This window comes from Dyella flagellata (assembly GCF_030160275.1).
Lineage (GTDB): Bacteria > Pseudomonadota > Gammaproteobacteria > Xanthomonadales > Rhodanobacteraceae > Dyella_B > Dyella_B flagellata.
Genome location: NZ_BSOA01000014.1, coordinates 90,688 through 115,273 on the forward strand (window position 1 = coordinate 90,688; position 24,586 = coordinate 115,273).

A 24,586-nucleotide genomic window follows, 5' to 3' on the forward strand; every position below is an offset into this window, starting at 1 on the left:
CTGCCTGCCCGCTAACGCCAGGCCCCTGTCCCCGGCTTGATCCGAGGCGGGGGATGGCGCCTCGACCTGGCCCGGGTCAGGTAGCCCATTTCAAAATGCCGGGGCTGAAACGTCTATCTGGAAAACCGCCCATGTTTTCCGATGGAACGAACCTCCTTGAACAAGCCAAATCACCCCCCTGCAGGCGTCCTGGGCATCGGTCTCGAAGCCTTCCTGCCCCCTGGCGCCTATGCGCCCGAGCCGCGCCGAGCCCGAATCTCATTGCCCGTCGACAGGTCCCGTGTCGCCGTCAACGATGCAGCGCAAGCGGGCGCGTTGGCAAACATGTTCGATTCGCTACGTCATCGCCAGGACTGGACCGGGCCTTGGTACAAGCGCGGCATCACGGCGTTGAAGTACGTCGCGCGCAGCCTGTGTTTGGCGGCGCAGCACGAACGCTTTCTGGCGCTGATAGCCGCCGATCCGGTCATGCGCGCCTACCGGCGGCGTGATCCCCGTCTGCTGGAGCGGCACATGCACCGTTACGTCAATGCGCATTGGCATCGTCGCGACCGTCTGACCTACCTGCAGCAGCATTACCGGTTTGCGAAGGCGCACTTGCCAGCTGGTTTATATGAACTGGTCTATGCCACGGGCCATGCAAGTCTAGGAAGCGTTACGGCCAAGGACGGCTCGCTGCTTACGCTCTGCCTGCGGCCTCCGATCTACAAGGGCTGCGAAGGCGAGCTTTGCCTGCAACTGTGCGACGCGAACGAAGAGCCGCTGTACAGCATCGTCTTCACGGTCGCGGACGAGCAGCCTGCGCTGATGATCGGTTGCCTGCAAGGACCGAGTGGCGAAAATGCCAGGGACGTGGTTCGCGAGCTCACCCGCAACCTGCATGGCATGCGGCCCAAGCAATTGATGCTGTCGCTGGTCTACACCTTTGCGCAGCAATACGGCATCCAGCGTCTGGTAGCGATCAGCAACGATGCCCATCCGCTGCGCCGCAGTGGCCGCCCGCTGTTTTCCGATTACGACGCGTTCTGGGAAGAGCAACGCGGTGAGCGCATCGGTGGCGGGTGGTATGCGTTGCCCGGCTCGCTTACGCACAAGTCGGAGGCGGAAGTGCCCAGCAACCATCGCGCCGCGTTCCGTCGCCGCGAGGCCTTGCGGCGGGAGGCTGAGGGACTGCTGGCGGACGCCCTGGCGCAGCCCTTACCTGCGTTCAGGAAGACAGACCAAGAAGCATCACGCATAGCGTTCCCGGTTTATGGCAGGCTTTAACGGTCCATAAGGGTATGAGCGCCGTGACGCTATCCGTGCACGTGGCCGATATCGAAAAGCTATTTCGCGAGCACAACCGCGCGCTGATCGCCTTTCTGCAGTGTCGCCTCAATTCGTTTTCGGATGCGCAGGAAGTCGCGCAGGAAGCGTATTTGCGCATGCTGACCATGGACAACCGCGAGGAAGTCGATTCGCTGCGCGGCTATTTGTTCAAGGTGGCAGGCAATCTCGCCATCGATCGCCTGCGCAAGCGCAAGGTGCGCAGCGATTTCGCGGTGGTGCAGTCGCAGGACGAGCCGGTAGATGAACACAGGCCGGATCATCACGCCATGGCGGTGGAACAGGTGGCGGGCGTTCGTCAGGCCTTGAGAGAGTTGCCGGCCAAAACTAGCCAGGCGTTTGTGATGCATGTAATCGAGGGGCGCGATTTCAGCCATGTCGCGCAAACCATGAAACTAAGCGAGCGCATGGTGCGCTACCACGTTGCCAACGCGCTGGCTCACTGCCGCGCGTATGTCGACGAGAAGGAGGGGGCGTGATGACCTACAAACAACAAGACCCCGTCGTGCAGGCAGCTGCCGATTGGTGGGTGCGTTTGCGCGAGGCCGACGCAGGCGGAGAAGTGATCGAGCAATGGCTGGAGTGGGCGGGTCAAGATGAACGGCACTTGGAAACGTTCGAGCGTCTGAACGAGCTGGCCGAACGCCTGGGCGGGCTTGATCAGGTATCGCGCCAAGGGCTGATCCGCGCCTTTGCGCGTCCTGCACCGCCGCAGCGGCGCTGGTTTCCGCTGGCAGCGGCGGCATCGATCGCAGCAGTCATGCTGTCCGGGGCGCTCTATGTCGGTTGGACGCACTTCGCCGTGGTTGTGACTCCCCAGGTGGTGTACCAAAGCGGAGTGGGGCAGAATCGCGAATTCAGCCTGCCGGATGGCACGAAGGTGGCGCTGGGTGCGGCCTCCAGGCTGAGCGTGAAATACAGCAACGATCAGCGCAGCGTCGAGATCACTGACGGCGAGGCCTACTTCAACGTGGTGCATGATGATCGCCGTCCGTTCGTGGTGACCATCGGCAATATGACAGTGCGCGATATCGGCACCGCGTTCGACGTCCGTCGCACAGGCGAGCGGGTAACGGTCGCAGTGACGCAGGGGCGGGTGGCGATCAGCAGTCGGCGCCTGCAAGTCAGGCCGCACAGTACGTTGGAGGCCACTGCGGGCCAGCGGGTAACCTACGATTCGGACAAATCGAATTTCGTCGTCGATATCGTGACCCCGGCGCAGGCCACAGCATGGCGCCAGAATCGTCTGGAATTCATCGATGAACCGTTGAGTGTGGTAGTCGCCAATCTGGACCGCTACGCCAGCAAGCCCGTGCATGTCGCCGACGCGGACCTGAATGCGTTGAGTTACACCGGTACCATTCGTACGGATGCCATCGACAGCTGGGTAGATGCCTTGCCCGAGGTATTCCCATTGCGCGTGAGCAAGCAGGCTAATGGGATCGTGTTGTCCGATGCGAGGCATGCCACCCGTTAAGCAACAGTGCGTCGGCAACAAGCTTCGGGTTCGCCGGTATTTCCTTGAGCCCTTATGGATGACGTATGACATGTAGGTGATGCCAGCTGGCAGCCTGCGTGTACACTCATGATTTCACGTGGAGTCGACGTAAATCATGAGGCGGATTGCCTGGTTGCCGGCTTGCGGCAGCCTGACGATGGGAATGGCTGTTGGGATGGCAGGTCTGGCGCCCGCATATGCGGCGGAGCAGCCGGCTGGCGTGCGTTTTGATATACCTGCGCAATCATTGGCTACCGCCCTGATCGAGTTCGACAAGCAGGCTAATGTGCAGGTGCTTACCGCCGGACAGACGGTGGAGGCCTTGCGTTCGCATGCGGTGAGCGGCACGTTGACCCCTGCGGCGGCGTTGACGCGCTTACTGGAAGGCACGAACTTGAACTTTGAGTTTCGTGACGCACGCACGGTGGTAGTGAAGCCGCGTGCAGTGGCCCCTATTCAGTCGTCCAAACGCTCATTGGTTGCTGAGACGGCGACCACCTTGCTGCCGCCGATCCAGGCCATCGGGCTGGTGGGGAAGGATGCGGGCTTCATGGCGGACGTCAACGGCGGGCCCGGGCGCATGGTATCCGATCCTCTGGATGTTCCCCAATCCGTGGGTGTCGTTACCCAAAGCCTGCTGCAATCGGAACAGGTACAGACCATCGCCGATGCAATCCGCAACGTGGCTGGTGCGCAGTCTGTGGGTGGTACGAGCGGGTTGCCGGCCTTCGACGTGCGTGGATTCATCGCCGGTAACGGCATGACGGACGGCATGCCCAACCACGTTTCGGGTGTGGGGGATTACCCACCGATGGTTGCGGTGGAACGTGTCGAGGTGCTGAAGGGGCCGCAGGCCATACTTGGCGATACCTCGGCCGACAATAATTTTGGCGGCCTGATCGATATCGTACTGAAAAAGCCGCAGAGCGATCCGATCCATAGACTCACGGTTTCGGTCGGGGAGCACGGTGAAAAGCAGCTTGGTGTGGATCTGGCTGGCCCGTTGAATGATGCCAAGTCGCTGAGTTATCGCCTGGTTGTGAATGGCGACGTGGCCGACCGCACAGCGCAAGGCATGCGCGGGCAACGTAATCGTTATGTCGCGCCATCGATTGGCTGGTCCACGCCGAACACAACGTTCATCGCCGGGCTGTCCTGGATGATGAACCGGATGCCGATTCCCGATCATACGGTGCTGCTCGGCTCAAGCATGGGCACGGCCTCGCCGCCGGGTTTGCTGATGGACAACCCGAACGATCACACTTCGGTTGAAACACGACGAGCGTTCTACATGTTCGAGCACCGCTTCAACGATGCATGGACATTCCGCAGTCGTGCGCAATACGTGCGCGAGTCGATCGATCTGCAGCGCTGGGTGATGGAAGGCATCCAGCCATCCGGCGACGCCACTGCGCTAGCTCAACAGATTCGGTCGTCAGACACGTACTACACAGTGCAAAACGACCTGGTGGCTGAATTCGGGCATGGCTGGATGCAGCACACGGTGATGGTGGGTTTCGATTATTCGCGCATACAGAGCGGCAACAGCGTCAATGCGTTCAGCAATTTTGGCATCGGGACGCCGTATAACATCTTCACAGGCGGGGCGTTGCCAACGCCAACTTCGCAATTGTCGCCGGACGATTACGCCAACGGTTATTCCTCGGGCAATCCGTGGGCGACGGAAACCGGGTTGTTCTTTCAGGACCAGGTCCATCTCGGCGATCGCCTGCAAGCCCTGCTGGCATGGCGTCGCGCCACCTATCGACTGAATACCACTTATCCCGACGGTACGCCTTGGTATCCCTATCGCGTACGCTGGGTGCCCAACTTCGGCCTGCTCTACAAGCTGACGCCCGATATCTCGCTATATGCCAATACATCGAACGGCTTCCAGCCGTATACGGACCTCGGCAACAACGGGCGCCCACTGCCACCGTCGCTGTCACGGCAAATCGAAGCCGGTACGAAGTTCGATCTGTTCCAGCACCGTGCACGCCTGACAGTGGCTGCTTATCGCATCATGCTCGACCACAGCTACGATCAGTTCTCGTCGAAGCCGCCGTATCCCATCGTCCCCGGACCGGGGCAGTCGAACCAGGGCTTCGAGATCGAGTACAACGGACGGGTAGCGCCGGGCTTGGATATAAGCAGCGCCTACACACGCGCATCAGTGCACAACAACGACGGCACTCCTGCTACGGGACAGCCGCAGCAGCTGTTCAATCTATGGGCAAGTTACAGCTTTCAGGGCAGCTTGTTACGCGGATTTGGCGTGGCGGGCGGTGTGGCGGCGCGCAGCCGCAGCCTGGGAGAGCTATCCAGCGGGGATGACATCGACATCCCTGGGCAGGCGAGGGTGGATATGAACGTGTTCTACCGGGCGCCGCGCTGGAGTGTCACGTTGGGTGTGAAGAACCTGCTGGACAGGAATTTATACAGCCCTTATAGCCCGACGTTGGATGGAACCTTTTTGCCCTTGGACAGCTTTGTGCCGCTGGACAACCATCGGACCTACTTGTTGAGCGGAACCGTCGATTTTTAGTTCGCATTCAAGCTTTTCTTCTCGCGCGCAATAAAGGGCGCCACCCGTACTTCAGGGGGCGCCTCGGGCAGGGATTACGGGGATGCGGGATGCGCAGTGAACACATCACGGCCGAACGTATTGAGCTTGTTGTCCTGCGCATAGCCCAGGTGCGACAAGCCAAAGATGTTTTCCAGGCTGCGCAGCAAGCCATAGTGGTTGTATTCCACGTTGGACTGTGTGCCGGGCGCGATATACGGCGACAGCAGCACGGCACCGATCTGGCCGCCGCCGGGACCGATCTTGCCGCCGGGCTGCGGGCCGCCCGGCAATGGCTTTTCGTTGCAGCAGGCTTTGCCGTCGTTGCCCTCATCGAAGGTGATGATCAGCAAGCCATCCTGCTTGAAAGCAGGCGAATCAACGATGCGCGGCACCCAGGTGCGCAGGAAGGCGTCGGCGGAAATCAAGCCACCAGGCTCGCCGCTCTTGCAGGGGGCGTCGTGGCCGTCATGGCAGAGGTTGGGCGTGACGTAGACGAAGTTCGGCGTGCTGTCGAGCTTGGCGAGATCGGCGATGAGATGATCGAGGTTCACCACGCGGCTGCCGCAGTAATTCTTGTCGTCGATGATCCTGTGGAAGTAGACGAACGGATCATGCTTGGCGGCATATTGGTCCTGCGGCGTGGCGTGTTCGGTGATGTCGGGAGTGCCGACTACCGGGTGCGCACAGGTGGATGATTCGCGTACGGGATCCTTGCCCATGTCCTCCATGTACGCCTTCCAGGTGTAGCCTGCATCGGTGAGCTGATTGGCGAGGGTGTTCACGCGCTTGGGATAGATGCAACCGGTGCCTGGCAATTGTCCGTTTGCATCGAGCCTCTTGGCCGTGGGCATGAATTCGCTGAAGGTGGGGCAGTCCGCTTGCGTGGCCGGATTGGGCGCCTGCCCGCTGATCATGGCGATGTAGTTGTCCAGGCTGTAGTGGCCAATGCCGTAGTAGTTGGGCAGCAGCGCACCTTGCTTGGGCAGCTCGCGGGCGAGATACGGAGCAATCGATTGCGGGCCGAAGGTGACCGGGTAGGATTCATTCTCCAGCATGATGATGAAGACGTGCCGGATCGGTGGCGGCGCCGATGATGTGGCAGCCAGGCAGGTGACCGAGGTGCTCAGCGCCATCAGCCATGCAGCGAAGAAAAGACAGCGGCGCGTCAGCCTGTGATGCAGGGAGAAAGAGGGCGGGAGATAAGGCATCCGGGGGTCCTTGGGGCTGGCGCTTTGGGTGGGGTGCAATGCCTATTGCAGCCGCCTTGGGCGTAGGGATCAAGTCGGGCGAAAGTCATAGCGCCCCGTCAGCGCATGCTTACGTTTTCGAGCCGCCATGGCCGCTTCATCCCTTGCGCAAGCAGGGGATGAAGCGGAGGCTCGATCAGGCGCGCCCGTACACGTCGTCGAAGCGCACGATATCGTCCTCGCCCAGGTAGCTGCCGGACTGCACTTCGATCAACTCCAACGGGACTTTGCCGGGGTTGCGCAGGCGGTGCACGCTGCCGAGGGGAATGTAGGTGCTTTGGTTTTCCGCCAGCAGGAACACCTTTTCGTCGCAGGTGACCTCAGCCGTGCCGGAAACCACGATCCAGTGCTCCGCGCGATGATGATGCTTTTGCAGGCTTAGACTGGCACCCGGCTTCACCACGATGCGCTTGACCTGGAAGCGTCCGCCCGCTTCCAGCGAGTCGTAACTGCCCCAAGGACGATGTACCACGCGGTGGAAGGAATGTTCGGTACGGCCAGAGGCCTTGAGCTGGTCGACCACCTTCTTGACGTCCTGCGCAGCATGGCGGTGCGCGACCAAGGTGGCGTCCGGCGTGCTCACCACGATCAGGTCTTCTACGCCCACCGTGGCAATCATGTGGCGGTCATGCGAACGCAGCAGTGAATTGCGCGTGTTGACCGTAAGCGTGTCGCCCTCGCGCTGATTGCCGTGCTCGTCATGCTGGCCCGATAGCCACAGTGCCGACCATGATCCGATGTCGCTCCAGGCGCAGCTCACCGGAACCACCGCGGCGCGAGAGGTCTTTTCCATCACCGCGTAGTCGATGGAGTTGTCCGGAACCTTGGCAAAGGCTTCGGCATCCACGCGCACGAAATCCAGATCGCTGTGCCCGGTGGCGTACGCCTGGCGTACCGCTTCGAGCATTTCTGCAGCATGCTGGCCCAGCTCCTCCAGGTAGCGAGCCGCCTTGAACAGGAACATGCCCGAGTTCCAGTCGTAACCGCCGTCCTTGAGGTAGCTTTCGGCGGTGACCAGATCCGGCTTCTCCACGAATCGCTCCACCCGGAACGCGTTGCCGCCGATCGACTCCGCGCGGCGAATGTAGCCAAAGCCGGTTTCCGGGCGGTCCGGGCGGACCCCGAAGGTCACCAGCCAGCCGTCACGGGCGGCGGGCAGGGCTTGTTGTACTGCGGCAACAAAGTTTTCCGTATCGCCGATTAGGTGATCGGCGGGAAGGACCAGCAGAATCGCCTGCGGATCGTGCTCTACCGCCTTCAGGGCGCCCAGGGCGATGGCCGGAGCGGTATTGCGCGCTACCGGTTCCAGCAGGATAGTGGCGCCTTGTACGCCCGCTTCCAGCAACTGATCGGCGGCAAGAAAGCGATGGTCCTCGCTGGCGACGACGATAGGAGCGGCAACTTCCGGCAGCTTTTGCGTCCGTGCAACCGTTTGTTGGAAAAGGGTTCCCTCGCCGCTGAGCGACAGGAATTGCTTGGGCAGGTTCCGGCGCGAGACTGGCCACAGGCGCGTACCGCTACCGCCACTGAGGATCAAGGGGATCAGCATTTAACGAGCCTGCTTCGCGAGGGTGTCCAGAACATGGTTCAGGCCTTGCTGCCAATCGGCCAAAGCATAGCCGAAGTGCTGCTCGAAGCCTTGGTTGTCCAGCACTGACCAGGCGGGACGCTGGGCTGGGGTGGGGTAGTCGGCCGTGCTGATCGGCAAAACCTTCGGCTTGCGCGGGATCAGCCCGTGGGTGTGGGCTTTTTCCAAGATTGCCTCGGCGAAGCCGTGCCAGCTGGTATGACCGCTGGCGACCAGGTGGTGGACTCCCTGCAGTCTTACCCGCTCTTCGGGGGCGGCCACTTGCCATGCCGTCAAAGCGGCAAGCGTGGCGCGGACGATGATATCCGTGCTGGTGGGAGCGCCGTGTTGATCTGCGACCACACGCAGCTCATCGCGCTCGGCCCCCAGTCGCAGCATGGTACGCAGGAAGTTGTGGCCATGCGGTGCGTAAACCCAGGCGGTGCGGAACAGCAGATAGGAGGCTCCGCTGGCTTGCAGTGCCTGCTCGCCGGCGAGTTTGCTTCGTCCGTACGCACCTAGCGGCGCAGTCGTTGCATCGACCGCGTAGGGCGCCGTGGCACGCCCATCGAACACATAGTCGGTTGAGTAGTGCACGATCAGTGCTTGATGCGCTGCAGCCCAGCGCGCAATGACGCCAACCGCTTCGCCGTTTACCGTCGTGGCCAGCGGCTCTTCCTGCTCGGCGCGATCCACTGCGGTATAGGCTGCGGTGTTGATGATGACGCTGGGACGTAGCTTGTCCAATACCGCATGCAGCGTGGCCGGCGTTGAGAGATCGGCTATTTCGGCCGCCCCCCCATCGAAGCGTGTACCGTCCCGGCTGGCTGCGAAAACGCTGCCCAGCGTGGACAGTTCGCCATGTTCGATAAAACTACGGCCAAGCTGGCCATTGGCACCAAGCAACAGGATATTGTTCATTCGGCGAATAGGGGCAGTCTTTCTGCATGGACATCGGTCAGCAAGGGCGCCTTCAGATCTTTATCGGAAAGCTGTGGTGCGCTGATCGGCCAATCTATGCCAATCGCCGCATCGTTCCAGCGAACGCCCGCATCGGCTTTCGCGTCGTATAGCGCCGTGCACTGATAGGAAAACGTGGCGTGATCGGACACCACGCAGAAGCCGTGCGCAAAGCCTTCCGGAATCCAGAAATGCCGATGGTTGTCGGCGCTAAGCATCACGCCGGCCCATTGGCCGAAAGTGGGCGAGCCGCGCCGAATATCCACGGCCACATCGTAGACCTCGCCCTCCAGCACGCTGACCAGCTTGCCCTGTGGATTGGGCCATTGGTAATGCAGGCCGCGCAGCACGCCCTTGCTTGAGCGCGAGACATTGCTCTGTACGAAGGTGGAAGTGATGCCGGCGGCGTGATATTTGGCCTGGTTGTAGCTTTCGTAGAAGAAGCCGCGTGCGTCGCCAAAAACCTGGGGTTCGATGACGACGGCGCCCGGCAAGGCGGTCTGGATGACCTTCATTTGACGAGACCCTGTTCAACAAGATGGACGAGATATTGACCGTAGCCGGTCTTCAGCAGCGGAGCTGCGAGGCGTTTGACCTGCTCGGCATCGATCCAGCCATTGTTATAGGCCACCTCTTCGGGGCAGCACACCTTCAGTCCCTGGCGGTTCTCGATGGTTTCGATGTAGTTGCCGGCTTCCATCAGGGATTCGTGGGTGCCGGTGTCCAGCCAGGCGTAGCCGCGGCCAAGCTGTTCCAGATGCAACGAATTGTCCTCCAGATAGCGGCGATTGAGATCGGTGATTTCCAGCTCTCCACGCGGTGAAGGCTTGAGTTCCGCTGCGTAATGGCAGGCGCGGGCGTCGTAGAAGTAGAGGCCGGTCACGGCGTAATTCGACTTGGGTTTAGCGGGTTTTTCCTCCAGGCCGATCACACGGCCATCGGTGCCAAATTCCGCCACGCCATAGCGCTCAGGATCTCTCACGAAATAGCCAAATACTGTGGCTCCATCTTGGCGAGCATCTGCGCGCTTGAGGCGTTCCGTCAGCCCTACCCCATAGAAGATGTTGTCGCCCAGCACTAGGCAACTTGGGTTGTTGCCAATGAAGTCTTTGCCGATTAGGAAGGCCTGGGCAAGGCCCTCCGGCGAGGGCTGCACGGCATAGCGGATATCGATACCCCACTGCGAGCCATCCCCAAGCAGGCGCTGAAACAAGCTTTGCTCATGGGGGGTATTGATCACCAGTATCTCGCGAATTCCAGCCAGCATCAGGGTAGCCAACGGGTAGAAGATCATCGGCTTGTCGTAGACCGGCAAAAGCTGCTTGCTGACTGCCTGGGTGATCGGGTAGAGGCGCGTGCCGGAGCCGCCGGCCAGGATGATGCCCTTGCGCGTGCTCATACTCCCAGGCGCTCCATCCGATAGCTGCCGTCGAGTACGCGCTGCACCCACGGTTGGTTGGTGAGGTACCAGTCAACGGTGGCCTCGATGCCGCTTTCAAAGCTGTGCGACGGCTGCCAGCCCAGTTCGCGTTGCAGTTTGCTTGAGTCGATGGCATAACGCCGATCGTGTCCCGGGCGGTCCTTTACGTAGGTAATCAGCGACGCGCGCGCGCGGCCATCAGCGAGCGGACTCTTGGCATCGAGCAGGGTGCAGATCGTGTTCACTACAGCGATGTTCGTGCGTTCAGCGTTGCCACCCACGTTGTAGGTCTCGCCTACGCGGCCATCGTTCAGCACTCGGCGGATAGCGCTGCAGTGATCGCCCACGAACAGCCAGTCGCGGATGTTCAGGCCGTCGCCGTAGACCGGCAGCGGTTCCCCGGCCATGGCCTTCTGTATCACGAGGGGGATTAGCTTTTCCGGAAACTGGAACGGTCCGTAGTTGTTGGAGCAATTGGTCGTAAGGGTTGGGAGACCGTAAGTATGATGAAAGGCACGTACCAAGTGATCGGAGGCGGCTTTAGATGCGGAATAAGGTGAATTTGGTGCGTATGGGGTGCTTTCGGTGAACTTGCCTGTTTCCCCGAGAGAGCCGTACACCTCGTCGGTGGACACGTGCAGGAACCGGAAGGATTCCTTGCGCGAACCTTCCAGGGACCTCCAGTAATCTCTTGCGGCTTCAAGCAGGCCCAGCGTACCCACCACATTGGTATGAACGAAAGCAGCAGGACCTTCAATCGAGCGGTCAACGTGAGATTCTGCGGCAAAATTCACAATGGCATCAGCGCGATGCTTCTGCAGTAGATCGGCTACCATTTGGCGATCGCCGATATCGCCGTGCACGAAAATATGGTTGTCGCTGCCGTCCAATGATTCCAGCGTATCGAGATTTCCTGCGTATGTGAGCTTATCCAGGTTCACTACGCGTAGGCCATCCGCTACCGCCTGGAGTGCAAAATTGGCTCCGATAAACCCGGCTCCGCCGGTCACGAGCAGTGTTTTCATGTGTGACTCCGAATGGGGGCTCTATTTTGTCATAGGGCGACAAGCAGCGATCAGACTACACGAGGTGCCCGAATGGAACCGGGAGTCGCCTTTGGCCCGTGAAGGTTCAGCGCAAAACGGGTAATATATCTGGTTTGCCGATCACTTGACTCGGGGCTACAGCAAGCATGAAATCAACCAGCAAGCGTCACCCGCACGGCTTAGGTACACGCGCTATTCACGCCGGTCAGCACCCTGATTCCAGCACGGGCGCCATCATGACGCCCATCTATGCGACATCCACATACGTGCAGCAGAGTCCCGGGAAGCACAAGGGTTATGAATACTCGCGCACACAAAATCCTACTCGCATGGCGTATGAACGCTGCGTGGCAGAGCTGGAGGGTGGGGTAGCAGGCTTCGCATTTGGCTCGGGGTTGGCAGCTGCGGCCACCGTGCTCGATCTGTTGGATTCTGGCAGCCATGTCATCGCTATGGATGATTTGTACGGCGGCAGCTATCGCCTATTTGAGCGGGTTCGGCGTCGATCTGCAGGGCTGGACTTTAGTTTCATCGACCTTAACGACGGCGATGCCCTGAAGGCCGCGCTCAAGCCGAGCACGCGAATGATCTGGGCTGAGACTCCTACCAATCCCATGCTGAAGCTGGTGGACTTGGCCAAGTTGGCCAAGTTTGCTAAAAAGCATGGGTTAATCCTGGTGGTGGATAACACGTTCTGCTCGCCGATCCTGCAGCGCCCGCTGGAGCATGGTGCGGATTTGGTCGTCCATTCGGCCACCAAGTACCTGAATGGGCACTCCGATATGGTCGGCGGCATCGCTGTGGCTGGTAGCGCGGAGCTTGCTGAACGGATGGCGTTCCTGCAGAACTCGGTGGGCGCCATTGCAGGACCTTTTGATTCCTTCCTGGCGATGCGGGGGCTGAAAACCTTGCATCTCAGGATGAAGGCCCATTGCAATGGGGCGTTGGAGTTGGCGCGTTGGCTTGAACAGCATCCCGCCGTTAAGCAAGTTATCTATCCTGGCTTGAAAAGTCACCCGCAACACCGTTTGGCGGCCCGACAGATGGATGGCTTCGGTGGAATAATTTCAATTGAGCTTGCGGGTGGTGGAAAGGGCGCGCACAAAATGCTTAAGCGCTGCGAATTGTTTGCGCTCGCAGAATCCCTCGGCGGTGTGGAGAGCCTGATCGAGCAACCGTCCACGATGACCCATGCCTCCATACCGGTTTCGCGCCGCCGTATGCTAGGCATTACGGACGGTCTAATCAGGCTGTCAGTGGGATTGGAAGATATCGTTGACCTCAAAAGCGAATTAGAGCATTCGTTAGCCTAGATTCGTGCGGCATCCTCGACGGGTGTCTAGCTGGTAGCGTGCCTGAACTAATCCGAATATGGGAATATCGATGTTAGTAAAATGGAGTCAGATGATCTCTGCGCTTACGAGCCAAAGATCACTCACCATAGAACTTTCCAAGCGAGATGTTCTGGGTCGTTACCGAGGGGCGACCTTCGGCCTGCTTTGGTCGCTGATTAGCCCATTTCTGACTCTCTCCATTTACACGTTTGCGTTTGGAAGCATTCTCAAAAGTCGTTGGCCGCAGACATCTAATGGCGCGGCTAGCTTTGCGATGATCCTTTTCGTCGGATTGATCGTGCATGGCTTTTTCGCGGAATGTTTAAGCCGATCTGCTACGTTGATTACCGATAACGTAAATTTTGTAAAGCGCGTTATCTTTCCGCTTGAGATATTGCCATGGTCAATGGTGGCGGGAGCAATCTTTCATACCTTGATGAATATCATAGTGTTCACCGTGCTGCATTATTTCCTTGACGGGCATGTGTCCGGCTTGGTTTTGCTTTTTCCAGTGGTTATGGTGCCGCTGATATTGCTGGCGATTGGTATTGGCTGGATATTTGCGGCCCTGGGCGTTTATTTTCGCGATATTTCGCAAGTTACGGGAGTTATCTCCACCGCCATGTTCTTCCTGTCATCGGCAATGGTGCCGGTGTCGGCGTTGCCCGCGGCTTATCAACCAATCTTTAGGCTTAACCCGATCACCTTTATTATCGATCAAGCCCGCCAAGTTGCCCTTTGGGGGAATTTCCCGGATTGGTTGGGATTGTTCGAGTACACGCTTGTTTCCTTCATGATAATGATGCTTGGCTTCGGGATGTTCCAAGTTGCAAGGAGAGGTTTTGCCGATGTCCTCTAATAGTGATGAACTGATCATCTCTTTGGATGATGTCAGTAAAATGTTTCCAATCTACAAAAGCCCTCATCATCGGCTATTGCAGATGTTTTCCCCTCCCAGAGATAAGGCGAGGTGGTACAAGCAATTCTGGGCGCTTCGGAATATTTCGATTGATATTCCAAGGGGCGAGACAATTGGCATAGTCGGGCGAAACGGTTCCGGCAAGTCAACTCTGTTGCAAGTTATTTGCGGAATTCTCTCGCCAACCGGAGGGAAAGTAACTGTAAAAGGCCGTATCGCCGCTCTGCTTGAGCTCGGAGCAGGATTCAATCCAGAATTTACCGGTCGAGAAAATGTCTTCTTGAATGGAACGGTATTGGGGTTGAGTCGGGAAGAGATAGAGGCGCGGTTTGATGAGATCGCTGCTTTTGCCGACATCGGTGAATACATAGATCAACCCGTAAAAAGCTATTCAAGTGGTATGTATGTACGTCTAGCTTTTGCAGTGGCAATCCATGTAACGCCGGAGATCCTGATCGTTGACGAAGCCTTGTCCGTTGGAGACGAGGCGTTCCAGAGAAAATGTTTTGCTCGCATTAACGCGCTTCGTGATTCGGGAGTTACAGTGCTCTTTGTATCGCATTCCGCGGGCATCGTAACTGAACTTTGCAATCGCGCGCTATTGCTAGACCGTGGTGAAATTATCGCGCTGGGTTCGCCACGCGAGGTTGTCGCGAAATATCATAAGCTGCTTTTTGCTCCGCAGGAAAAAGTTGCGGAGATAAGGGGGGCTCTGCGCAGGGAAACCCAAGAAGGCATAGCTTTAAGCGATGACTTCCTCGGCGAATCGCTGAGCGCACCCGAATCGCCTGGAAGTTTCGTTCAGGAGGAGGACAGTGGCGCCTCATATCTGGATGAGCACATGTTGCCTGTGAGCACGGTGCATTACGTCAATTTGGGGGCGAATATCATTGATCCTCATCTTGAAACACTATCAGGTCGAAGAGTCAATGTGGTCACAGCGGAACATGACTACATCTATACCTATGACGTGCATTTTTCGGAAAGTGCCGTCGGCGTGCGCTTCGGATTAATGGTCAAGACGGTCAGTGGGTTTGAAATAGGCGGAGGCGCTAGTGCTCTGCAACAGGATGCAATTGCTGTGATAGATCGTGGCACTCGGATCAAGGCCAGCTTTCGATTCACCTGCCGTCTCGCGGCCGGGGCATATTTTTTAAATGCGGGAGTGGTTGGCCTCGTTGGAGAGGGGGAGACCTTTTTGTGTAGGCAGGTTGACGCCATGATGTTCAGGGTTATGCCAGATCCCAATCGGCTTGCCACAGGATTGGTGAATTTAGGTATTGATCCGAAAATCGAGTTTCTTTCGATGCGTGAAGTCGAAAACTAAAAAGGCGAATGAGCAAGACGATGTAAAGAACTGTCTAGGGCTGCCGGATCATGGGTAATAAAAGCGTAATTGTCGGATGGACGGGACGCCTTTCTGTCGAGAGGTTTTGTGAGGTAGCCGGCCTCATGAACGATGGTCTTGAGATTGTTTCGCGAATTCCGCTTCAGGAAAAAAATGCCAGCGTTCTTGTTGCTGGTCGCACTCGCGACATCATTACATTATTGATGCACCGACTATGGCACTACGGCGACGCGTACATCGACTGGGCGTCTGAGGCGGGAGCTCGGAGAAATCTTGCCTGCTTCTTGATTGCCTTCCTGCTTACTAGCGGGAAAGTGAGAATTGTTGAGAATGGTAATGTAATAAAGCCAGGGGAGGTTTTGATGCGCTTCATGCATCGCTTGCTAAGTAAATATGCCGTAATCTGTGCGGCTGCTGGTATAGGTTCACATCTCGTCGGCGCGCTAATGCGGATAAAAAAGCTTTTAGTAGCTTTTTTCTGGCCGCTACTTCTACTTTGCCTTATCGCCTTCGGGGGCCGACGGGCGATAGCAAGGAGAATGGCCGAGCTTTCCGTGCGTTACAGTCGCGTTGATAATTGGCTGAATCATGCGGGCCCAAGGCGAAAGCCGACTTTGCTTGCGGCCATTTATGCAGTGCTATTCGCGTTATGCTTGCCTCCCACATACGCGGTTTTATTGTTTAGTCGAACAATGCGCCGCATGTTCCGGGCTTCCGATCCCCGGTCCACAATACTTTTCGTGTCTCATGAGTGTCGTTTAAATGGCGCTCCCCAAAGCTTGCTGACGCTGCTAACCGGGCTTGATCGAAAGGAATTTCGCCCTTTGCTGTTGGTGCCCGGAGAAGGGCAGCTAGCTGACGCGGCGAGAGCGATAGGAGTCGATGTTTATACAGCTCCTTTGTCTCAAGTACTTATGCAGCGTCCAGACCGGTTTGCGCTATATCGGCATTTCGTGCGCCTGCTGGTTTCCATCGGCCCGATCATGAGCCTGATCGTGCGCGAGCGGGTGTCGCGAGTTCACATCAACGTTGCAGTTACGCCAGATGCGGCCCTGGCTGGCAGGTTGATGATGATTCCGGTGATTTGGCATTTCAGGGAAACCATAGGGCGGAGCCGTTGGAACCGATTTCAAGTTCGCATGCTAAAGCGCTTCTCCAGCGTGGTTATCTGCAACTCTGAATTCACGCGCGGCCGAATCGCGGAGTTGGGCTGCCCTTATACTCATTCAATTACCCTTCACAACTGTATTGATGACAAATTTCGGAATTGGGGAAATTTCAGAGCCCAGACGCGCAAGGAACTGAAGATACCTGAGGACGCATTGCTGATTGGCTGTGTTGGTCAAATCACTGCGGACAAAGGACAGGATATCTTTGTGCGAAGCGCGGCAATGGTTGCCAAGAGCCATCCCAATATGTATTTCGCAATCGTTGGGACGCTGGAGAATAAGGCGTACGTAACGGAATTGCGGCGCATTGCTGCTGAGAACGGTATCGAGGACCGAGTGCTGTTTTTGGGATTCCGCACGGACATTGGCCGTATAATGTCGGCCCTCGATGTTCACGTGACTCCCTCCAGATGGGACGAACCTTTCGGTCGCGTCGCATTGGAGTCCATGGCGCTTGGCGCTGTCTCTATCGTTTCAGATAGAGGTGGGTTGCCAGAAATAGTCGAAAATGACGAATCAGGGATGGTGTTTGCCACGGAGGATGTGGAGGGACTTGCCCGGATATTGCGCGAACTGGCCAATAATCGGGAAAAGCGCAACCACCTAAGTTCTAAGGGTGTGGCGCGGGCTAAGGCGAGCTTTTCCAATTTGCGGCATGTTGACGATTTCCAGCATATCGTGCGTTATCCCGTACATCCTGGAAAAGGAATGTCGCGGGTTCATCTGGTTTGGCGAAGACTAGCCGCAGTTTTACCGCACCGTCTGCGCGCCAATGCGTGGTGTGTGCCGGCATACGCACTACTGGCACTAATCGTCTCGGTTGTATGGACAATCTCGATCGGCCTCTTTCTCGCTAGCCTCCCCTTCGCGATCGTCGTGGGTGCGCTCGCAAGGAAGCGGCGTTGGTCGGGGGATATTGCTGTTTTAGCGTATCAAGCAAAGCGCAATGCATCCACGCGATTCAGGGTGACGCGGCTCTTCGAGCGCATGCACGGTCGTGGAATCAAATCAAAAATATTTTACCCTTCTAATGATTGGTTGGGTGATTTGTTTTATGCATCACTGTTTTATGGTGAGCATCCGTATTTAAAGGATTTGTACTACTACGCCGTCATATTTCCAGTCAGATTGTACGGCATCATTTGTTGCCTGTTTTATCGCGCCGTCTTGATCCAATACGAACTTTTCTACGAAGGTCCGATGTTGCTTGAGCGACTGGTGCTTTGGTTGCACCCGTGTGTCTATTATGATTATGACGACTCCCTTTTTGCTTTTCCAAGATACGCGAAGGAATTGCCAAAAATCCTCCCTCGTTTTTGCCGCGTCGTAGTTGGCAATGACTACATTGCTGAGTACACGAGGAAGTTTAATGCCAATATCACTCTGATTCCCACATGCCCCGATCAGATTGAAAAGAGAAATGCTGCTTCGACAAAAAAGAGGCTTGTAATAGGCTGGGTGGGTAATCCTGCCAACTTAGGCTACTTGCGCACGTTAAAAAGGCCGATTGAGCGTCTAAGCGAGCGTCATGATATCGAGCTATTGGTCATATCTGCAGGGCCATATCAGCTTCAGTGGTTCGACTTGGAGGGTCTACCTATTCGTCGACGTCAATGGGCAATGCATAGGGAGCTTGAAGACTTGCAGGAGATGGATATTGGCGTAATGCCCGTGGACGAAGACGAAGTTGGCTGGGGCAAATGTGGCTTTAAGGCGCTGCAATACATGGCGGTGGGAGTTCCTACGATTGCCTCTCCAGTTGGTGTAAATGCGGCGATCGTCAAACACGGAGAATGCGGCTTTCTCGCCAGCAATGAACGCGAATGGGAACAATACCTGGAGGAGCTTGTAGTCAATGCAAACTTGCGGTCCAATTTTGGAGAGGCTGGCCGGCGGAAGGTGGCTCAGTCATTCGATCAGGACGCCCAGGTAAGTTGCTGGATCGCATTAATCCGTGGGCTCCCGTTAGGAGATGGTTCATATTATGAGTAGCGCAAGGCGCTTGATAGTAGTCGTAGGTATGCATCGCTCGGGAACGAGCGCAATTACTCGAGGCTTAAAGGCGCTAGGAGTCGATCTGGGTGAGTCCCTGTTGCAGCCCGGCCTGTCTGAGAATCCTCTCGGTTTTTGGGAGGATAGCGACGTCGTGGCATTGAATCAGGAGTTGATGGAGACGCTGGGTTGCGACTGGAATAGCGTGGCGCGTATTGATGAGCGGTCCATCTCCTCAGTGGAGTTGGCGCGGTTCGAAGATCGTGCTGTTAACCTGCTTCAAGATAAGTTTAAGACTCGTACCGTGTGGGCATTTAAAGATCCACGCACGGCTCGCTTGCTCTGGTTTTGGAAGCGGGTAATTGAGCGGGCTGAGATTCTGGATGTCAGCTATGTCCTATGCCTGAGGAATCCGTTGGCAGTCAGTGAATCGCTTCATGTCAGGAACGGCATAGACCGAGCAGTTTCCATTCTCCTTTGGGCTATCTATACCGTTGAGGCACTTCAGCAAATACAGGCAAGTTCCACCGTACTGGTCGACTACGACCAGTTGATAGAAGACGGGCGGGAAGTACTGCGGCAGGTCGCTCAAAAACTTCGTCTTGAACTGTCCGGTGAAATTGAAGAGTCGTATTTTACTGAATTTCTTACCAGCGACTTGCGTCACAGCAGGTTTCGACTCGAAGAGCTCCGTAGTAGCGGCTTGGCGGACCCGGCAATTGTGCGGCTATACGAGCAGCTTTTGAAGGCCACTGGGTCGGATGTGAAGCTCGACGGTGGCGAACTTGTTGGCGCGATGGAAAGCGCTGCGGGATGGCTGCAAGAAGTTGCTGCGATACGTTCAGCTATTGATCGAGTGAATGTTGCGGGAAGAGATCAGCGACTCTCAACCAGCGCACAGGCAGAGTTCGAGCGGACCGAAATGTTCAGGCTTGAATGCGACCGGCTTAGAGAGAGGAACGGGCTGTTGGAGGGGCGCCAACACGAAACGGAAAATATCCGCGCACAGGTTGAAATGTTCAGGCTCGAATGCGACCGGCTTAGAGAGAGGAACGGCTTGTTGGAGGGGCGCCAACATGAAATGGAAGACTTCCGCGCGGAGGTCGAAAAGTTGCAGCTTGAATGCGACGGACTCAGAAGCAGGAATGATCTGCTGGAAGGTCATTTGGACGAGATGGAAAGGGTGAGATCCCAAGCTGAGATATTCAGGCTTGAATGTGACAGGCTCAGAGAGCGAAACGGAGAACTGGATGGCCGCCTAGGCGAGATGGAGAATTTTCGCTCACACGCCGAGACGTCCGGACTCGAGCGCGACAAACTTAGATCCAGGAATAACGAACTGGAAGCACGTTTGGCGGAAGAGCGGTCCAATTTACGGAGCTGCCAAAGTCGAATGATGGTTCTCAACGCAGCAATAGAGCGAGAGAGAGATCGTAATCTTCGTTTGCAATCTCGAAATTCGGCGCTTCAGACCAGAGTGGTGGGGCTTAGGGCTGAGCGCCAATGGATAGCTGCCAACGGCGAAACGATTCTGGAAGAATTGGCCCAAATTCGCGAAGAATTAACCCTGCTGGATGGTAGGCGTATTGCGTTGGCCCTAAAAAGGCCCTGGTGGAAGATGTTTCGTTAGGTTCACGTGCATCGCACGGAAATAGAAATTATTCGCGCCATAGGCGCTACTGCATTAAGGAATATTCGTTGTGTGCGGAATTACTGGCTTCATCAGTTTTGACGAGCGTGCTTTAGGGCAGAAGTTTCTCGATGATGCTGCTCAAGTGATATTTCATCGTGGGCCAGACGAAGGCGGCAGCGCGATAGTTGCGGACGGCAAAGTCGGGTTGGCTATGCGCCGACTAAGCATTGTCGACCTGGCGGGCGGCCACCAGCCCATGAATTGCGCCAATGGCGACGTCACCATCGTGTTTAACGGGGAAATTTATAACTATCCCGAATTGAAGGCTAAGTATCTCCCCGACGAGGAAATGAGCACTCGGAGCGATACCGAGGTGTTGCTAAAGCTCTATGAGCGTATGGGAACCGCATGCTTTTCCCTTCTCCGCGGCATGTTTGGGGTTGCCATATGGGATGCGAGAGTAGGGAAGCTCATTCTTGCGAGGGATGTTTTCGGGAAAAAGCCGCTTTACTATTTCAAGAACGACAAGGTTTTGGTATTTGGTTCGGAGATCAAGAGTGTTCTACAGGACGACGGTGTTCCACGGAAGCTCTCGCAGCAAGGCTTTGATAACTTTTTGACCTGGTTGGCGGTGCCCGATCCCGAAACAATGTTTGAGGGGATAAGAAAGTTGCCGGCGGCCCATGTGATGGAAGTGGAACTAGATGGAACCAACCGCATCTCCAGGTATTGGGATCTAAGATTCCCTGGAGTTCCAGAGATCGCAAACGCTAGCGACGCTGCGGATTTGATGCTGTCGCGATTAAGTGAGTCGATTTCGCTGAGATTGCGTGCCGATGTGCCTGTCGGAGTATTGCTTTCCGGGGGGGTCGATAGTTCCGCCATTGTAGCTTTGGCATCCCGCCAGGTTTCTCATCATCTGCGGACGTACTCGATAGGCTTCTCCGAAGAGGGCTTCAACGAATTTCAGTATTCAGACGCAGTTGCCAAGCGTTATGGCACCGATCACACGAAGATCATAATGCCGCCTGAGCTTTACTGGGATACATTGCAGACGGTTATATGGCATCTAGATGAGCCTGTTTGCGATACGGCAACCGTCCCTCTTTTTTATTTGTGCCGGGAAGCCCGCAAATCGGTGAAAGTTCTGCTTTCCGGTGAGGGAAGCGACGAAATGCTCGGAGGGTATACGTCGCGCTACAAGGAGGGCGTCGAGGTCATCCGCCGGGGGCGCGCAGCGGAATATCTCCCAGGGAAAATCCGGAGCTACCTGTGGAATAAAGCTGGTGGCGGCGTGTGGCCGAAGAGTAGGAAAGAGTTGTGGAATCTGACTCAGCCTGGTGAACTTAGGTTTTTGAATGATCAAATTTATGGTTACTATGAGGGCCTGAGGGAAGACCTTTATAGTGGTGGGCCGATGGAGGGCTTCCATCCCGACAGGCTTGAGCTAGCCTCGCGCGTAGTTCGCCCATCGGCCACGCCTCTTCAGCGCTTGCTGTATACAGACTGCAATGTAAATCTACCGGCTTATCTTCTGATGAAGGCAGATAAGATGAGTATGGCTGCCTCCATCGAATTGCGCTGCCCATTCCTGGACAGGGAGTTTGCGGATTTTTGCGCGGGTTTGCCGGACGAGCTGAAGCTTGATCAACAAGTGGGAGGAAAGGCCATCCTCAAAAAGGCGCTTGAACCCTTGCTGCCCCACGACGTGCTCTATCGTCCGAAGATGGGATTTCCCGTGCCTATTGGAGCTTGGCTGAAGGGAGGTCTGAAAGAGCAGGCATACGAGACACTCTTCAACTCCAATAGTCGTATTTCCCAATTTCTTAACATAGGCCACGTGCGTAGCATGTGGGATCATCACCAGCGTGGCACACTCGTGTTTGGTACCCAGTTGTGGCAATTGGTACTGGTCGAATTGTGGATGACAAGATTTGGAGTCACAGTATGAATACGCCCAAGCTGTCAGAAGTAGCAGTTGGGCGCGAAAACAATCTAAATATGATTAGGTTGTTAGCCGCGTCGCTGGTACTTTATTCGCATTCATTTCCGCTTGCGGGTCATCCTGCAGGCGGGGTGGGGAGTGGGGAGGCGATTGGAGTGCTGCTTGGTACTCAAAGCGGTGGTTCCATTGCAGTAGATGCCTTTTTTCTGATCAGCGGCTTTCTTGTAACCGGGAGCCTGCTGAAACGCAAAGATCTTTTATTTTACTTTCGTTCGCGAGCGCTGAGACTATTCCCGGCGCTTTTTGCATCGCTGGTATTGACCGTTTTCGTGCTTGGACCATGCGTCACATCCTTGCCCACGGCCGAATACTTTGCCAACAGTCAAACCTATCACTTTTTCTTTCACAATCTGACACTTTGGCGAGCGGATTACCTGTTGCCCGGTGTCTTCCAGGACCAACCGAATACTTCCCCCAATGGCTCGCTTTGGACCTTGCCGATGGAGGGACGCATGTACCTGATGATAGCGACCATATGGGTGTTGCGCGGATTCAAGACACAGTGGCTCTTCAACTTGGTAGCAATATCAGGGGTGATCTTCAGTATTAGCTGGCCGCAGCTTAATCCGTTTGTGTTGGAACAGCAGCAGTGCGCCGTGGTGGCGAGCTTTTTCCTGATTGGAATGCTGGCCTATGTCAACAGGGAGTTCATCCCGGTACGAGGTGACATTGCTGCGTTCCTGTTCATGTTGTCAGCTGTGGTGCATGGTCAGCCGAGTTTTGACGTGGTTTTTGGCATCGCGCTTGCCTACGGTGTGCTCTGGCTGGGATTCATACCAAAAATCGGCTTTTTCAACAGAATTGGTGACTATTCATATGGGATATATGTATACGCTTTTCCAATTCAGCAACTCTATGTGCATCTTTTCAAAGACGTGGGCCCGTTGAAGCTATTTGTCTTCTCCATGCCAACGACGCTGCTGCTGGCAGTGGCATCCTGGCACTATTTGGAGAAGCCTGCTTTGAATCTGAAGGGGCGCCGAACGGATCGGCTGGCGAGAAGATCACTTGAGTCCGTGAGTTGAGATTCTGGCGCCCCCGCATCGTTTCGGGAAGTATTCCCTATGCATAATCTACAGTTGCTTTCACGGGAAGCGAAACAGTTAGACACTACGGAGTAATGTTTTGAAGATAACCATATTCGGAACCGGTTACGTTGGCCTTGTTACCGGCGCGTGTCTTGCAGAAATGGGAAATCATGTCTTATGCGTGGACATTGACGCCGAAAAAGTTGCCCGTCTTAAAAAGGGGGACGTGCCTATTTACGAGCCGGGGCTTAGTCCGATAGTAACCAAGAATTTTGCCGCGGCTCAGTTGGACTTTACTACCGACCCGGTCGCCGCCATTTTGCATGGAGAGTTGATCTTCATAGCCGTCGGTACCCCGCCGGGCGAGGATGGGAGTGCCGACCTTAGTTACGTCCTGGAGGTGGCGGGTACGATCGGACGCCACCTGGGCGATTATGCGGTGGTGGTGAACAAATCGACGGTTCCGGTGGGAACGGCAGGCCTCGTCCGCGCAAAGATAAAGGAGCAGCTGGATCTTAGGGGCGTTGAGATCGCGTTTGATGTTGCTTCGAATCCTGAGTTCCTTAAGGAAGGCAACGCAATTGAGGACTGCATGCGCCCCGATCGCATCGTTGTCGGCAGCTCGAGTTCGCGTGCTATCGAGATTTTGCGCAAGCTTTATGCTCCTTTTAACCGAAATCACGAACGTTTGGTTGTGATGGACGAATGCTCCGCCGAGTTGACTAAATATGCGGCCAACGCAATGCTGGCGACAAAAATAAGCTTCATGAATGAGATCGCCAATATTGCAGAAAAGGTCGGTGCGGATGTTGAACTGGTCCGTCAGGGCATCGGTTCGGATCCCCGCATCGGTTTCCAATTCATCTATCCTGGCGCGGGATATGGTGGATCATGTTTTCCCAAAGATGTAAAGGCGCTAGGGCGGCTTGCCAAGTCGAAGGGATACAATGCTCGCTTGCTCTCCTCTGTTGAGGAGGTAAATGAGGATCAGAAGCGAAAGCTGTTCTCATATATAGAGAAACATTTTTCAGGTGATCTGAACGGAAAAACTATCGCTGTCTGGGGATTGGCCTTTAAGCCTGATACGGATGACATGAGAGAAGCATCCAGTCGCTCGCTAATTGATAGCCTTATTGCGGCTGGGGCCAAGGTGCGCGCGTTCGATCCTGAAGCGATCCCTGAAGCAAAGAGGATTTACAGGGGCTCCTCCGAGCAACTCCATTTTGCCGATAATGCGTATGAGGCCTTACAGAATGCCGACGCTTTGGCGATCGTTACGGAATGGAAGATTTTCCGTAGTCCAAACTTCAAGCAGCTGGCTGATCTTTTAAAGCATCGGGTGGTGTTTGATGGCCGGAATATATACGACCCCAAGGAGGTCGAGGCAGCAGGAATTGCGTATTTTGGAGTCGGCCGCGGCAGAAGCCTGGACGGCAACTGAGTCACTCGCGGCCGCAGAGTTCCGGACATTTCACTCAAGGGCGCCGGTGATGTAATGCTGCACACCGGCAGCTCCTCGTTGGTCATG

General features: G+C 56.1%; 18 protein-coding genes. 12 read left to right on the top strand and 6 right to left on the bottom strand.

Going from position 1 to position 24,586, the window contains the following annotated elements; translation table 11 throughout:
* Nucleotides 1-156: 156 nt before the first annotated feature.
* From QQJ96_RS08290 to QQJ96_RS08305, 4 genes are all read left to right on the top strand, one after another.
* Nucleotides 157-1,266, top strand: coding sequence for a VirK/YbjX family protein (locus QQJ96_RS08290; protein WP_284331512.1), 1,110 nt, complete (start codon nt 157-159; stop codon nt 1,264-1,266).
* A 14-nt stretch (nt 1,267-1,280) separates the two neighbouring features.
* The gene (locus QQJ96_RS08295; protein ID WP_284331513.1) at nt 1,281-1,805 is read left to right on the top strand and encodes an RNA polymerase sigma factor; all 525 of its coding nucleotides are present in this window, start codon (nt 1,281-1,283) and stop codon (nt 1,803-1,805) included.
* Nucleotides 1,805-2,803 carry a FecR family protein gene (locus tag QQJ96_RS08300; RefSeq protein WP_284331514.1) on the top strand — a complete coding sequence of 333 codons (999 nt, stop codon included), beginning with the start codon at nt 1,805-1,807 and terminating at the stop codon, nt 2,801-2,803. The genes QQJ96_RS08295 and QQJ96_RS08300 overlap by 1 nt, the downstream gene beginning before the upstream one ends.
* 136 nt (nt 2,804-2,939) lie before the next feature.
* Nucleotides 2,940-5,369, top strand: a complete 2,430-nt coding sequence (locus tag QQJ96_RS08305) for a TonB-dependent siderophore receptor (RefSeq protein ID WP_284331515.1) — start codon at nt 2,940-2,942, stop codon at nt 5,367-5,369.
* 74 nt (nt 5,370-5,443) lie between these two features.
* Here the strand turns inward: QQJ96_RS08305 and QQJ96_RS08310 are convergent, their stop codons facing one another.
* The 6 genes from QQJ96_RS08310 to rfbB all read right to left on the bottom strand — a co-directional run bounded on the left by QQJ96_RS08310 (nt 5,444) and on the right by rfbB (nt 11,609).
* The gene (locus QQJ96_RS08310; RefSeq protein WP_284331516.1) at nt 5,444-6,598 is read right to left on the bottom strand and encodes an alkaline phosphatase family protein; all 1,155 of its coding nucleotides are present in this window, start codon (nt 6,596-6,598) and stop codon (nt 5,444-5,446) included.
* A gap of 175 nt (nt 6,599-6,773) precedes the next feature.
* Nucleotides 6,774-8,186: a mannose-1-phosphate guanylyltransferase/mannose-6-phosphate isomerase gene (locus QQJ96_RS08315; RefSeq protein ID WP_284331517.1), complete on the bottom strand. Its 1,413-nt coding sequence runs from the start codon at nt 8,184-8,186 to the stop codon at nt 6,774-6,776.
* Nucleotides 8,187-9,125 carry a dTDP-4-dehydrorhamnose reductase gene (rfbD, locus tag QQJ96_RS08320; protein ID WP_284331518.1) on the bottom strand — a complete coding sequence of 313 codons (939 nt, stop codon included), beginning with the start codon at nt 9,123-9,125 and terminating at the stop codon, nt 8,187-8,189.
* Complete coding sequence (rfbC, locus tag QQJ96_RS08325; protein WP_284331519.1) at nt 9,122-9,679, bottom strand: dTDP-4-dehydrorhamnose 3,5-epimerase; 558 nt, start codon at nt 9,677-9,679, stop codon at nt 9,122-9,124. The genes rfbD and rfbC overlap by 4 nt, the downstream gene beginning before the upstream one ends.
* Nucleotides 9,676-10,563: a glucose-1-phosphate thymidylyltransferase RfbA gene (gene rfbA, locus QQJ96_RS08330; RefSeq protein ID WP_284331520.1), complete on the bottom strand. Its 888-nt coding sequence runs from the start codon at nt 10,561-10,563 to the stop codon at nt 9,676-9,678. The genes rfbC and rfbA overlap by 4 nt, the downstream gene beginning before the upstream one ends.
* Complete coding sequence (rfbB, locus tag QQJ96_RS08335) at nt 10,560-11,609, bottom strand: dTDP-glucose 4,6-dehydratase (protein WP_284331521.1); 1,050 nt, start codon at nt 11,607-11,609, stop codon at nt 10,560-10,562. Before rfbB ends, rfbA begins: the two co-directional genes overlap by 4 nt.
* A gap of 167 nt (nt 11,610-11,776) precedes the next feature.
* On the opposite strand from rfbB, the gene QQJ96_RS08340 reads away from it, so the two are divergent.
* The 8 genes from QQJ96_RS08340 (at nt 11,777) to QQJ96_RS08375 (ending at nt 24,499) form a co-directional block, all read left to right on the top strand.
* Nucleotides 11,777-12,943: a trans-sulfuration enzyme family protein gene (locus QQJ96_RS08340; RefSeq protein WP_284331522.1), complete on the top strand. Its 1,167-nt coding sequence runs from the start codon at nt 11,777-11,779 to the stop codon at nt 12,941-12,943.
* Between the two features lie 91 nt (nt 12,944-13,034).
* Entirely contained in the window at nt 13,035-13,823 is a 789-nt protein-coding gene (locus tag QQJ96_RS08345; protein WP_284331523.1) for an ABC transporter permease, read from the top strand.
* The gene (locus QQJ96_RS08350) at nt 13,813-15,210 is read left to right on the top strand and encodes an ABC transporter ATP-binding protein (RefSeq protein WP_284331524.1); all 1,398 of its coding nucleotides are present in this window, start codon (nt 13,813-13,815) and stop codon (nt 15,208-15,210) included. The genes QQJ96_RS08345 and QQJ96_RS08350 overlap by 11 nt, the downstream gene beginning before the upstream one ends.
* A 125-nt stretch (nt 15,211-15,335) precedes the next feature.
* A complete protein-coding gene (locus QQJ96_RS08355; RefSeq protein ID WP_284331525.1) occupies nt 15,336-18,392 on the top strand; it encodes a glycosyltransferase family 4 protein in 3,057 nt (1,018 codons plus the stop codon).
* A gap of 154 nt (nt 18,393-18,546) precedes the next feature.
* Entirely contained in the window at nt 18,547-20,022 is a 1,476-nt protein-coding gene (locus QQJ96_RS08360) for a hypothetical protein (protein ID WP_284331526.1), read from the top strand.
* 70 nt (nt 20,023-20,092) lie between these two features.
* Nucleotides 20,093-21,976: an asparagine synthase (glutamine-hydrolyzing) gene (gene asnB / locus QQJ96_RS08365; RefSeq protein WP_284331527.1), complete on the top strand. Its 1,884-nt coding sequence runs from the start codon at nt 20,093-20,095 to the stop codon at nt 21,974-21,976.
* The gene (locus QQJ96_RS08370; protein WP_284331528.1) at nt 21,973-23,055 is read left to right on the top strand and encodes an acyltransferase family protein; all 1,083 of its coding nucleotides are present in this window, start codon (nt 21,973-21,975) and stop codon (nt 23,053-23,055) included. The genes asnB and QQJ96_RS08370 overlap by 4 nt, the downstream gene beginning before the upstream one ends.
* A gap of 100 nt (nt 23,056-23,155) precedes the next feature.
* Nucleotides 23,156-24,499: a UDP-glucose dehydrogenase family protein gene (locus QQJ96_RS08375; protein WP_284331529.1), complete on the top strand. Its 1,344-nt coding sequence runs from the start codon at nt 23,156-23,158 to the stop codon at nt 24,497-24,499.
* The last annotated feature ends 87 nt before the right edge of the window (nt 24,500-24,586 follow it).